This window comes from Micromonospora sp. NPDC093277, from assembly GCF_044765245.1.
Taxonomy (GTDB): Bacteria; Actinomycetota; Actinomycetes; order Mycobacteriales; family Micromonosporaceae; genus Micromonospora.
The window spans coordinates 1,020,334-1,033,094 of the sequence record NZ_JBIWJO010000001.1; the positions used below are offsets into that span (position 1 = coordinate 1,020,334).

Annotated in this window: 10 protein-coding genes; 7 read left to right on the forward strand and 3 right to left on the reverse strand. The window is 70.8% G+C overall.

What is annotated here, in order from left to right; genetic code table 11:
• Window positions 1-302 precede the first annotated feature (302 nt).
• Window positions 303-2,636, forward strand: coding sequence for a penicillin acylase family protein (locus tag ACIRG9_RS04670; RefSeq protein WP_402850060.1), 2,334 nt, complete (start codon window positions 303-305; stop codon window positions 2,634-2,636).
• 81 nt (window positions 2,637-2,717) lie between these two features.
• Here the strand turns inward: ACIRG9_RS04670 and ACIRG9_RS04675 are convergent, their stop codons facing one another.
• Window positions 2,718-3,503, reverse strand: a complete 786-nt coding sequence (locus ACIRG9_RS04675) for a pyrimidine reductase family protein (RefSeq protein ID WP_402850063.1) — start codon at window positions 3,501-3,503, stop codon at window positions 2,718-2,720.
• A 151-nt stretch (window positions 3,504-3,654) separates the two neighbouring features.
• Here ACIRG9_RS04675 and ACIRG9_RS04680 point away from each other — a divergent pair, with 151 nt between their 5' ends.
• The 6 genes from ACIRG9_RS04680 (at window position 3,655) to ACIRG9_RS04705 (ending at window position 10,316) form a co-directional block, all read left to right on the forward strand.
• On the forward strand, window positions 3,655-4,200 hold the full coding sequence (locus tag ACIRG9_RS04680; protein WP_402850066.1) for a plasmid pRiA4b ORF-3 family protein: 546 nt from the start codon (window positions 3,655-3,657) through the stop codon (window positions 4,198-4,200).
• A 241-nt stretch (window positions 4,201-4,441) separates the two neighbouring features.
• On the forward strand, window positions 4,442-5,755 hold the full coding sequence (locus ACIRG9_RS04685; RefSeq protein ID WP_402850069.1) for an ABC transporter substrate-binding protein: 1,314 nt from the start codon (window positions 4,442-4,444) through the stop codon (window positions 5,753-5,755).
• 121 nt (window positions 5,756-5,876) lie between these two features.
• The gene (locus tag ACIRG9_RS04690; protein ID WP_402850072.1) at window positions 5,877-6,857 is read left to right on the forward strand and encodes a carbohydrate ABC transporter permease; all 981 of its coding nucleotides are present in this window, start codon (window positions 5,877-5,879) and stop codon (window positions 6,855-6,857) included.
• Window positions 6,858-6,959: 102 nt separating this feature from the next.
• Window positions 6,960-7,760 carry a carbohydrate ABC transporter permease gene (locus ACIRG9_RS04695; protein WP_402850293.1) on the forward strand — a complete coding sequence of 267 codons (801 nt, stop codon included), beginning with the start codon at window positions 6,960-6,962 and terminating at the stop codon, window positions 7,758-7,760.
• Window positions 7,757-9,190 carry a GH1 family beta-glucosidase gene (locus tag ACIRG9_RS04700; protein ID WP_402850075.1) on the forward strand — a complete coding sequence of 478 codons (1,434 nt, stop codon included), beginning with the start codon at window positions 7,757-7,759 and terminating at the stop codon, window positions 9,188-9,190. Before ACIRG9_RS04695 ends, ACIRG9_RS04700 begins: the two co-directional genes overlap by 4 nt.
• A 79-nt stretch (window positions 9,191-9,269) precedes the next feature.
• Entirely contained in the window at window positions 9,270-10,316 is a 1,047-nt protein-coding gene (locus ACIRG9_RS04705) for a LacI family DNA-binding transcriptional regulator (RefSeq protein ID WP_402850077.1), read from the forward strand.
• A 31-nt stretch (window positions 10,317-10,347) separates the two neighbouring features.
• On the opposite strand, the gene ACIRG9_RS04710 is transcribed toward ACIRG9_RS04705, so the two are convergent.
• On the reverse strand, window positions 10,348-11,559 hold the full coding sequence (locus ACIRG9_RS04710) for an acyl-CoA dehydrogenase family protein (RefSeq protein WP_402850079.1): 1,212 nt from the start codon (window positions 11,557-11,559) through the stop codon (window positions 10,348-10,350).
• Window positions 11,559-12,668 (reverse strand): phosphotransferase family protein, encoded by a 1,110-nt coding sequence (locus tag ACIRG9_RS04715; protein ID WP_402850082.1) that lies wholly within the window; start codon window positions 12,666-12,668, stop codon window positions 11,559-11,561. Before ACIRG9_RS04715 ends, ACIRG9_RS04710 begins: the two co-directional genes overlap by 1 nt.
• Window positions 12,669-12,761: the final 93 nt, after the last annotated feature.

Sequence of the window (12,761 nt, forward strand, 5' to 3'; positions counted from 1 at the left end):
TTGCCACGCGACGCGGCGGACACCACGTGCTCGGCCGGTCGTCCGAGCACGGCGGGGTCGACCGGCCACCGTGGGTGCGCGGCCCGGACGGGCCTGCCCGCCCACGCCGGCACATTACCGCACTTTCGCCCATCCATTGACGGCCTGGTATCCGACGTGATTGCGCACTAAGCTGCCGAGTTCTGCGTGTCGTCTCATGTGGAAGGTGGAGGTCAATGCGTCGAAGCCGTCAGTTACTGTGCGGTTTGGTCACCGTTTCCGTATTGGTGGCCGTGCCGTCGACCAGCACGTCGGCCGCGCCGGTGGAATCGTCCCTTACCGGTACGAACACCACGGCGACCATCCGATACACCGAACACGGAATTCCACACATCATCGCCAATGGTTTCACCGGTCTCGGATACGGCTACGGATATGCGGTGGCGAAGGACAACATCTGCGTCCTCGCCAACTCGTACACCACCGTCCGCGCCCAGCGCTCGCGATTCTTCGGGCCCGGCGGCGCCGGCGACGTCACCGTCTCCTCGGCGACCACCAACCTCGCCAGTGACCTTTACTTCCAGCAGGTCAACAGCTCCGGTGCGGTGTGGAGCCTGGTGGCCCAGCCGGCGCCGAGAGGCCCGCAGCGGGAGGTCCGCGACATGGTCGCGGGTTACGTCGACGGCTACAACCGCTATCTGCGCGACGTCGGCGGCGCAACCGGGATCGGTGACCCGACCTGCCGCGGCGGTGAATGGGTCACCCCCATCACCGAAACGGACGTGTGGTACATGCTCCACGCCATGGCGACATATGCCGGTACCGGCAGCATGGTGGACGGTATCGTCAACGCGAAGCCGGCCACCGCGACCAGTGGCCTGGCCGCGAACGCCGAGACCGCGGCCCGTTTCCGGGCCGGCCTCGGTGAGCGTTTCGGGGAGAACTTCCCGGGCAGTAACGGGATCGCCATCGGCGCGGAGGGCGCGGCGCGCGACAACAGCATTCTGCTCGGCAATCCGCACTTCATCTGGCACGGCGTCAACCGGTTCTGGCAGGCGCACCTGACCGTGCCCGGCAAGCTGAACGCCGCCGGCGCCGGTCTGCTCGGCACGCCGTTCCTCTCCATCGGCTTCAACGACAAGATCGCGTGGACGCACACCTGGGCCGCGCCGGTGACGTTCGGCCTGTACGAACTCAAACTCGCCCCCGGCGACCCGACCGCCTACCTGGTGGACGGGAAGAAGGAGCGGATGGTCCGGACGAGCGTGTCGGTCCCGGTCAAGCAGCCGGATGGCAGGGTGGAGGTGACCACCCGGACGCTCTACGCGACCCGCTACGGACCCGTGACGAGCAACGCGGCGTCGATGGACCTGCCGTGGACCGCCACCTCGGCCTACGCCGTACGGGACGCCAACGCCACCAACATGCGGCTGATGAACACCTCGTTCGGGCTCGCCACCGCGCAGGACACCGCCGGCGTCGTCGACGCGCTCTCCCGTACCCAGGGCCTGCCGATCTTCAACACCCTGGCGGTCGACCGGTCCGGCAACGCGCTCTTCGCCGACATCCAGGTGGTGCCGCACGTCACCGACGTGCTCGCGCGGCGCTGCGCCACGCCGCTCGGGCAGTACCTGTTCCAGACCGCCGGGCTGGCCCTGCTGAACGGCGCCGACTCGACCTGCGCCTGGGGATCCGACTCCGACTCGGTCGAGCCGGGGCTGCTCGGGCCGTCCCGGATGCAGCGGCTGGTCCGCCGGGACTACGTGACCAGCTCCAACCAGAGCCCGTGGTTGTCCAATCCGCACGCGCCGATCACGGGGTACCAGCGGATCCTGGGCGACATCTACACGGAGCGCACGCCGCGTACCCGGGAGTCCATCCTCAGTGTGGAGGAGGGGCTGGCCGAGGGCGGTTTCACCGCGGCGTCGATGCGGCAGATGCTCTTCACCAACCGGAGCCGGGTGGCCGAGCTGGCGGCGGCGGACACCGCCCGGATGTGCGCCGACTTCCCCGGTGGGCTGGCTCCCTCCAGCAGCGGGCCGGTCGACGTCGCCGGGGCCTGTGCCGCCCTGGGCAGCTGGGACCACACCTATTCGCTGGACAGCCGCGGCTCCCTGCTCTTCGAGCGGTTCATCATGCGGTTGGTGCCGAGTGCCCCGGTCCCCGCCTCCCTGCCGTGGCGGGTGCCGTTCGATCCGCAGGCGCCGCTGACCACGCCGAACACGCTCGACACCGGCCGGGCCGACGTGCAGCGGGCCTTCGGTGACGCGGTCGCCGAGTTGCGCGCCGCGGGCATCCCGTTGGACGCCCGGCTCGGCGACCACCAGACGGTGACCCGGGGTGACCAGCGGATCCCGCTGCCGGGTGGATCCTGGCAGATGGGGATCCTGAACGTGGTCCACCCGGTCTGGCACCCGCTGGCGGGCAACGTCGAGGTGGCCACCGGCAGCACCTACATCCAGGTGGTGGCGTTCGACGGGAGCGACTGCCCGAACGTCACCACGCTGCTGGCGTCGTCGCAGTCGGCGGACCCGACCTCGCCGTACTACGCCGACCAGACGGCGATGTTCTCCAACGGCCAGTGGGTGTCGAGCCGGTTCTGCGAGGAGTCCGGCCTCGCCGCGCCGGCGGCGCGGGTCGTGCACCTGACGCGGTAGCGATGCGCTGGGGCCGGGCGGGGACACCGCCCGGCCCCACCACGTTCCGCCCCGGCCAGCCCCGGCGATCGGGGCGGCCGGTCAGCCGGCGGGGGCGGCGCCGGCGGGGAGCGCGTCGCCGGGGTCGCGGGCGTAGCGGAGCAGCAGTACGCCGTCCTCGGCGGCCAGCACGTGGCGCAGCGGAAGCCGGCGTGGCGGGCTGCCGTCCCCGGCGGTGATCCGGCCGGGGCCGGCCCCGGCGAGCAGCGGCGCCACGGTGAGGCACAGCTCGTCCACCAGGTCGGCGGCGGTGAGCGTGCCGAAGAGGAGCGGCCCACCCTCGCAGAGCAGCTGGCCGAGCCCCCGGCGGCGCAGCTCGGCCAGGCCGGCGGCGAGATCCACCCGCTCCTCGCCGCTGCGGACCAGCTCGGCCACCTCGGTCAGGCCGGGTGGTGGCTGCGCGGCGGCCCGGGTGAGCACCACCGGGCGGACCGGCGCGTCGGCGAAGGCCGCCTGGGCCGGGTCCAGGTCGAGCGAAGCGGAGACCACCACCAGCGTTGGATAGTCGGCCAGGCCGTGCGCCCGGCGCCAGGCCCGGCGCGTCTCGTCCAGCCGGACCGCCCGGTAGCCCTCGTGGCGCAGCGTGCCGGCGGCCACCACGAGTCCGTCGCAGACCATCCGCAGCAGGCCGAAGACCCGCTTGTCCGGCTCGCCGGAGAGTCCGGCGGAGTAGCCGTCCAGGGCGACCGCGCCGTCGGCGCTGGTCACGAAGTTCATCCGCAGGTGGGGGCGGGCGGCGCGGCCGTAGAGCGCGGTCAGCTCCGGATCGGTCAGCGGCCCGGTCGCGGGCGTCGGCCAGATTCGCGCGATCGGCGTACCGGCGCTCATTCGCCGGCCGGACCGGTGACCGGAGGGGTCGGTTCGGGGGTACGGTGCTGGCAGTCGCACCACTTCCGACCTGGACAGTCGTCGTGCCGCCGTTCCCGGCAGGCTCGGCAGATCATGCTGGCAGCCTAGTGCCGAGGGAGGATGGGGCAGCATGCCGCGTCAGATCTTCCAGCTGAAGGTGTCCCTTGCCGGGGTCCGGCCGCCGGTGTGGCGGCGGGTGCTGGTCCCCGGCGGCTACACGCTGGACCGGCTGCACCGGGTGTTGCAGCACGCGATGGGCTGGCGGGACTGCCACCTGCATTCGTTCGAGATCGACGGCCTCCAGTACGGCGAACCCGACCCGGACGGCGAGCTGGCGCTCCGCGACGAGCTGGACGTGCGGCTGGACGCGGTGGTGGGCAAGGGCAGCCGGTTCCGTTACACCTACGACTTCGGCGACTGGTGGGAGCACGACGTGGTGGTGGAGGACGCCTGCGCCGCCGCCCCGGACGAGCGCTACCCGTCCTGCCCGTACGGGGAGCGGGCCTGCCCGCCGGAGGGTGTCGGCGGCCCTTCCGGTTACGCCGTCCTGCTCGCCGCGCTCGCCGACCCGACGCATCGGGAGCATCAGGCGATGCGGGAGTGGACCGGCCCCGGCTTCGACCCGGACACCTTCGACGCGGCCCGGTCGACCACCCTGCTGCGCCGCTTCTGCTGACCGCGCCACCCGGCGCCCCAAGATTCGCGCGGTAACGATCTGGGAACGCTCCCACCGGTCTATTGACACCCCTGTCACCTGCCGGCAATCTCATGGGAGCGCTCCCGCGAGTGGTCTGGATCTCACTCCTGCCTGCTCCCGGGTCGCCGCCAATGACCCCCTTTCCAGGTCGGTGGTGGCGAGACGCGTGCGCAACCCCCCACCACACGACACAGCCTCACCACCGAAAGAGGGGTCTCGGATGAGCGTCCCATCCCGCCGTCGTCGGCTCGCGGCCATCGCGCTGGCGTCCGTGACGGTGCTCGCCACCGCCACCGCCTGCGGCGACGACTCGTCGGACAGCGGCAGCAGCGGCGGCAAGATCACCCTCGTCGTCGACGTCTTCGGCGACCAGGGCTTCGGCTACGAAGAGCTCTACAAGCAGTACGAGGCGGAGCACTCGAACGTCAAGATCCAGGAGCGGGGCAAGGGCCTCGGTCTCGGGGACTACAACACCCGGCTGACCCAGCAGATCACCGCGGGCTCCGGTGCCGGTGACGTGGTGGCCCTGGAAGAGGGCACCATCGTTCAGTACTACGCGCAGACCGACAAGTTCCAGAACCTCGCGGACTACGGCGCGAACGACCTCAAGGGCAACTTCCTGCCGTGGAAGTGGGAGGCGGGCACCACGCCGGACGGCAAGGTCCTCGGCCTCGGCACCGACGTCGGCTCGATGGCGCTCTGCTACCGCAGCGACCTCTTCAAGGACGCCGGGCTGCCCACCGACCGGGAGCAGGTCGCCGCGCTCTGGCCCAGCTGGGACGAGTTCATCTCCACCGGCCAGAAGTTCGCCGCCGCCGACAAGAAGCACAAGTTCGTCGACTCGGCGACCAACTTCTACAACGTGGTGCTGATGCAGAAGGCGGGCGACGGCACCGGTTACACCTACTACGACAAGAGCAACAAGCTGGTCATCGGCGATAACCCGGACGTCAGGTCGGCGTACGACCTCACCACCAAGATGATCGCGGCGGGCCTGTCCAACAACCTCCAGTCGTTCTCCAACGAGTGGAACGCCGGTTTCAAGAACGGCACCTTCGCCACCATCGCCTGCCCGGCCTGGATGACCGGTGTCATCAAGGGCCAGGCCGGTGACGCGGCAGCCGGCAAGTGGGACATCGCGAAGGCCCCCGGCAACGGTGGCAACTGGGGCGGCTCCTGGCTGGCCGTGCCGAAGTCCAGCAAGCACCCCAAGGAGGCCGCCGAGCTGGCCAAGTTCCTGACCAGCGCCAAGGGCCAGGTCGAGGCGTTCAAGGCGGTCGGCAACCTGCCCTCCTCGCCGCAGGCGCTGTCCGACCAGGCCGTCGCCTCCGCGACCAACGACTACTTCAGCAACGCCCCGACCGGCACCATCTTCGCCGCCGGTGCCACCTCGCTGAAGCCGGTCTACCTCGGCCCGAAGAACAACGCCGTCCGCACTGAGGTGGAGAACACCCTGCGCGCTGTCGAGCAGGGCAAGTCCGCCGCGGAGCAGTGGGCAGCGGCGCTGAAGAACGGTGAGGCCGCCGGTAAGTGATCCGGCCGCCCCGGCCGCGGGTGGCGTCGACAGCCCTGGCTGTCGGCGCCACCCGCGGTGCCCGGAGAGCCCGGCGCCGCCCGTGTGGGCGGGTGGCGCCGGCCGAGGAGAAGGACTCCCCATGAGCCTCGACCTGCACGCAGCGGCGCCGCCCGGACGGGGACCGGCCGGCGCCGGCCGCCCCGCACACCGTCGCCGCGCCTCGTTCACCCGGCTTGACCTGAAGTACTCGCCCTACCTCTACGTCCTGCCGTTCTTCGTGATCTTCGCGGTGTTCAGCCTGTATCCGATCATCTACACGGTCTGGATCGCGCTGACCGACCGGTCGCCGCTGAACCCGACGATCTCCTTCGTCGGCCTGGACAACTTCGTCGAGCTGATCACCGACGACCCGAAGTTCTGGAACGCCGTCGTCAACACCTTCGGCATGTTCCTGATCTCCACCGTGCCGCAGCTGTTGGTGGCGCTGATGCTGGCCAACGCGTTGAACCGGAAGCTGCGTGGGCAGACCTTCTTCCGGATGGCCATCGCGATGCCGATCATCACCTCGACCGCGGTCGTCGCGCTCGTCTTCTCGATGATCTACGCCAAGGAATTCGGCCTGATCAACTGGCTGCTCGACACAGTCGGAATGGACAAGATTGACTGGCGGGCCAACCGGTTCGCCTCCTGGTTCGCCATCTCGACCATGGTCGACTGGCGGTGGATCGGCTACAACGCCCTGATCTACCTGGCGGCCATGCAGTCCATCAACAAGGACGTGTACGAGGCGGCCGCGCTGGACGGCGCCTCCCGCCGCCGCCAGTTCTGGTCGATCACCATCCCGCAGCTCCGCCCGACGATCATCTTCACGCTGATCATCTCGACCATCGGCGGGTTGCAGCTCTTCACCGAGCCGCTGCTGTTCACCAGCGGCGCGGGCGGCATCTCCGGCGGGTCCCAGGGCCAGTACCAGACCATCACCATGTACCTGCTCGATGTGATGAACCAACGCTTCCGGTGGGGCTACGCCGGCGCGGTCGCGCTCGTGCTCTTCCTGCTCATCGCGCTGATGTCGACGGTGAACTACCTGCTGGCCCGCCGCATCAGCTCAGACAAGTGAGGTGACGAGATGACGACCACGCTCCGCCCACCCGCCCGGCAACCCGCCCCGGTTCGCGCAAGCCACCAGGCGGCGCGGCTCTGGAGGGCCAGCCCGCTGACCATGGTCGGGCTGATCTTCGGGGTGATCCTGTCGCTCTTCCCGTTCTACTGGATGATCGTGATCGCCTCGCGTACGAACGACGCCGCCAACTCCTGGCCGCCGCCGTTCCTGCCCGGCGGCAAGCTCGGCGAGAACATCCAGCGGGTCCTCGACAACGGCGACGCCAACGTCCTCAAGGGCCTGATGAACTCGTTCCTGGTCTCCGGCACGATCACCGTGGCCACGGTCTTCTTCGGCTCCCTCGCGGGCTTCGCCTTCGCCAAGCTCCGCTTCCGGGGCAAGAACGCGCTGCTGCTGATCATCCTGGCCTCGATGATGGTGCCCATCCAGCTCGGCGTGCTGCCGCTGTACATCCTGATGGCGAAGCTCGAGTGGCTGAACACCATGCCCTCGGTGACCGTGCCGTTCCTGATCGGCGGCTTCGGCATCTTCATGATGCGCCAGTACGCCGAACAGGCCGTCCCGAACGAGTTGATCGAGGCGGCCCGGGTCGACGGCTGCTCGACCTGGGGGGTTTACTGGCACGTCGTGGCACCGGCCCTGCGCCCCGCCGCCGCCGTGCTCGGCCTGCTCACCTTCATGGAGCAGTGGAACCAGTTCTTCTGGCCCTTCGTGGTGCTGGCCGACCCGGCCAACCCGACCGTCCAGATCTCCCTGCGTAGCCTGAACACCGCCTACTTCGCGGACAACTCGCAGATCTTCGCCGGTACGTTGATCGCAACCCTGCCCCTGTTCGTCGTGTTCATCCTGTTCGGCCGCCAGATCATTGGCGGAATCATGGAAGGCGCCGTCAAGTCGTGAGCAACCCAGCCAGCCCGCCCGCCGTCGGCGTCCTCGACGAGGGTCCGGAGCTCACCTTTCCGCCCGGCTTCCTCTGGGGCGCGGCGACCGCCGCGTACCAGATCGAGGGCGCGGCGACCGAGGGCGGCCGTACCCCGTCGATCTGGGACACCTTCAGCCACACCGAGGGTCGGACGGTGGCCGGGCACACCGGCGACGTGGCCTGCGACCACTACCACCGGATGTCCGACGACGTGCGGCTGATGGCCGAGCTGGGGCTGAAGTCCTACCGCTTCTCGGTCTCCTGGTCCCGCGTCCAGCCGGGCGGGACCGGGCCGGCCAACCCCGAAGGGCTGGACTTCTACCGGCGGCTGGTCGACGAGTTGCTGGCCCACGACATCGTGCCGTGGCTGACCCTCTACCACTGGGACCTGCCCCAGCCGCTGGAGGACGCCGGCGGCTGGCCGGCCCGGGACACCGCAGGCCGGTTCGCCGACTACGCGCAGCTCGTCGCCGACGCCCTCGGCGACCGGGTGCAATATTTCACCACGTTCAACGAGCCGTGGTGCTCGGCCTTCCTCGGCTACGGCTCCGGCGTGCACGCGCCGGGCCGTTCCGACCGGGCCGACTCCGTGCGTGCCGGCCACCACCTCATGCTCGGGCACGGGCTGGCCGTGCAGGCGGTGCGGGCCGCCCGCCCGCAGGCACAGCTCGGCATCACGGTCAACCTCTACCCGGTCACCCCGTCGACCGACTCGCCCGAGGACGCGGAGGCCGCCCGCCGTATCGACGGGCTGGCCAACCGGTTCTTCCTCGATCCGGTGCTGCGCGGGGCGTACCCGGCGGACCTGAAGGCCGACCTGCGTCAGGTCACCGACTTCGGGCACGTACGCGACGGCGACCTGGCGATCATCTCGACCCCGCTCGACATGGTGGGCGTCAACTACTACAGCCGGTACGTGGTCGCCGCGCCGGTCGGGCGCGAGGAGCCGGAACGCTACTGGCGGGCGCCGTCGTGCTGGCCGGGCAGCGAGGATGTCCGGTTCGTCAAGCGGGGTGTGCCGGTGACCGACATGGACTGGGAGATCGACGCTCCCGGCCTGGTGGAGACCCTGGAACGCGTCCACCGGGACTACACCGACCTGCCGCTCTACGTCACCGAGAACGGCTCCGCGTTCGTTGACGCGGTGATCGACGGCCGGGTCGACGACCCGGACCGGCTGGCATACTTCGACGCGCATCTGCGCGCCTCGCACGCCGCGATCAGTGCCGGGGTGCCGCTGAAGGGGTACTTCGCCTGGTCACTGATGGACAACTTTGAATGGGCCTGGGGCTATACCAAGCGTTTCGGGATGGTTTATGTCGACTATGACAGCCAGGCCCGAATCCCTAAGTCGAGCGCCAGCTGGTACGCCGAGGTGATCCGACGTAACGGCCTGGCCGCACAATAGGCTGGGCCAGCAGTTACGGACGGCCCGGCACCGACGCCGTAGCAGGTGCCGGGCCGTTCCGATGTCGGAGGAGCAGACGATGACAACGCAGCGCACGCGTTCGCTAGGGCGCCCGACCCTCGACGCGGTCGCCGCCCGCGCCGGCGTGGGGCGCGGCACGGTATCCCGCGTGGTCAACGGCTCACCCCAGGTCAGCCCGGAGGCCCGGGCCGCCGTCCAGGCCGCGATCGCCGAGCTGGGGTACGTGCCGAACCGCGCCGCCCGGGCACTGGTGACCCAGCGGACGGATTCCGTGGCACTGGTGGTCTCCGAGTCGGGGGAGCGGGTCTTCACCGAGCCGTTCTTCGCGGCCATCGTCCGGGGCGTCAGCTCCGGGCTGCTGGAGACACCGATGCAGCTCTGGCTGGCCATGGTGCAGTCGCCGATCGAGCGGGAACGGGTCGAGCACCACCTGACCAACCAGCACGTCGACGGCGTACTGCTGCTCTCCCTGCACGACGCCGACCCGCTGCCCACCCTGCTGGAGGAGCGCGGCCTGCCCACCGTGCTGGGCGGCCGGCCGGCCCGGATGTTGCTCCCGGACGCCCAGCCCGCCTGGTTCGTCGACGTGGACAACGTCGGCGGCGCCCGGCAGGCGGTCGAGCACCTCTTCGCGCAGGGGCGGCGGCGGGTGGCCACCATCGCCGGCACCCAGGACATGGGCGCCGGCCTGGCCCGGCTGACCGGCTACAGGGAGGCGGTCCGGGCCGCCGGCGACGACGTCAACCCGGACCTGATCGAGTACGGCGACTTCAGCGAGGGTGCCGGTGCGGCCTGCATGCGGCGGCTGCTGGAGACCTGCCCCGACCTCGACGCCGTCTTCGTCGCCTCCGACCTGATGGCCTTCGGTGCCCTGCGTACGCTGCGGGAGACCGGCCGCCGGGTGCCCGAGGACGTGGCGGTGATCGGCTTCGACGACGCGCCCATCGCCCGGCAGGCCGAGCCGCCGCTGACCACCGTCTTCCAGCCGGTGGAGGAGATGGGCCGCCAGATGGCCCGCCTCCTGGTCTCCCGCATCCGCGGCGACAAGGTCCCCAGCCCCCAACTGGTCCTCGACACCGAACTGGTCCACCGCGCCTCCGCCTGACCCACCCCCGGCCCCCACTTTGGGGGTGGGGTCAGGACCAGCGGCGGAGTTCACGCTTGGCCAGGGACGACTTGTGGACCTCGTCGGGGCCGTCGGCCAGGCGGAGGGTGCGGGCCTGGGCCCAGAGGGCGGCCAGCGGGGTGTCCTGGCTGACGCCGGCCCCGCCGTACCCCTGGATGGCCTTGTCGATCACCCACTCCGCCATCGCCGGCGTGGCGATCTTGATGGCCTGGATCTCGGTGTGCGCGCCCTTGTTGCCTACGGTGTCCATCAGCCAGGCGGTCTTGAGCACCAGCAACCGGGCCTGCTCGATGCGCACCCGCGACTCGGCGATCCACTCCCGCACCACGCCCTGCTCGGCGAGCGGCCGCCCGAACGCGACCCGGTCCAGGGCCCGCCGGCAGAGCAGCTCCAGAGCCCGCTCGGCCATCCCGATCAGCCGCATGCAGTGGTGGATGCGGCCCGGGCCGAGCCGGGCCTGGGCGATCGCGAAGCCGCCGCCCTCGGCACCGACCAGGTTCTCCGCCGGCACCCGTACGCCGGTGAACTCGATCTCGGCGTGCCCGCCGTGCGGGGCGTCCGAGTAGCCGAAGACGGTCAGGCCCCGGCGGACCGCCACGCCCGGGGTGTCCCGGGGGACCAGGATCATGCTCTGCTGCCGGTGCCGCTCGGCGCCGGGGTCGGTCTTGCCCATCACGATGAGGATCTCGCAGCGCGGGTCCATCGCCCCGGACGACCACCACTTGCGGCCGTCGACCAGGTACGAGTCGCCGTCGCGGCTGATCCGGGTGGCGATGTTGGTGGCGTCGGAGGAGGCCACCTCCGGCTCGGTCATGCAGAAGGCGGAGCGGATCTCGCCCGCCAGCAGGGGCTCGAGCCAGCGTTCCCGCTGCACCGCGGAGCCGAATTCGGCGAGCAGCTCCATGTTGCCGGTGTCCGGGGCGGCGCAGTTCAGCGCCTCCGGCGCCAGGTGCGGGCTGCGCCCGGTCAGCTCGGCGAGCGGGGCGTACTGGAGGTTGGTCAGGCCGGCACCGTAGCGGGGGTCGGGGAGAAACAGGTTCCACAGGCCACGCGAACGGGCCTCGGCCTTCAGCTCGTCCAGCACTGGCGGCCGGGCCCACGGGTCGCCGGCGGCGGCCACCTGCTCGGCGTGCACCGGTTCGGCCGGGTAAACGCACTCGGCGAGAAAGGCCTCCAGCCGGTCGCGCAGCTCGACCGTCCGGGCGTCGTACGCGAAGTCCATCACCGCTCCCTGGCCGCGTGCAGACCGTGCTCGACCAGCGGCGCCACCAGCTCGCCGATCCGGTCGAAGCTCCCGCCGAGCGTCTGCCCGAGGGTGTGCCGGTAGTGGATGCCCTCGCAGATCACCGCGAGCTTGAAGCAGCCGAGCGCCACGTGCCAGTGCAGCGGGCCGACGTCCACGTCGCCGCGGCCCGCGTACCGGTCGATCAGCTCGGCTCCGGCGGGGAAGCCGGCCCGCGGGCCGAGGCCGTCGGCGACCGGGTTGCCCTCCGCCGCGTCGCTGTCACCCAGCACGTCCCAGTAGGTCAGCAGCAGCCCGAGGTCGGCGAGGGGGTCGCCGAGGGTGGCCATCTCCCAGTCGAGCACCGCCCGGACGGCGACCGGGTCGACCGAGGCGAGGAGGTTGTCCAGCCGGTAGTCGCCGTGCACGATGCGCCCGGCGTTCGCGCCCTCCGGCACGCTGCCGGCGAGCGCGTCGCGCAGCTCGTCGATGCCGGGCAGCGGGCGGCTGCGGGACCGGTCGAGCTGGCCGGCCCAGCGGCGTACCTGCCGGGCCAGGTAGCCGTCGGGGTGGCCGAAGTCGGCCAGCCCGACCGCGGACGGCTTGACCGCGTGCAGCGCGGCGAGGGTGTCCATCATCGACAGGGCCAGGTCGCGCCGCTGCCCGTCGGTGAGCGGGTCGGTCTGCGACCGCCTCCGGTAGACCACGCCGTCGACCTTCTCCATCAGGTAGAAGGGCGCACCGATGACCTCGTCGTCGGCGCAGAGCAGCAGCGTGCCGGGAACCGGCACCTCGGTGGGCGCCAGCGCGGAGATCACCCGGTGCTCGCGGGCCATGTCGTGCGCGGTGGCCAGCACGTGCCCGAGCGGCGGCCGGCGCAGCACCACCTCGCGGTCGCCGCCGCGCAGCAGGTACGTCAGGTTGGACTTGCCCCCGGTGATCAGCCGGGCGGAGAGCGGCCCGGTGGCCAGCTCGGGCAGGTGCGTGGCCAGGTACCGGGCGAGCCGGTCGAGGTCGAGCCCGCGGGGAGCCGGACCGGTCGGGTTCCGCGCCGGATCGACGGCCGGACCGGTCGGGTTCCGCGCCGGATCGACGGCCGGATCGGTCATCCGGCTAGTTGATGGCAGCTCAACCTTCTTGTCAAGGCTGAAGTTTTCCGATGGGACATGCCCCTGCAACAGGGACGAAATGGTCAGCCGGCA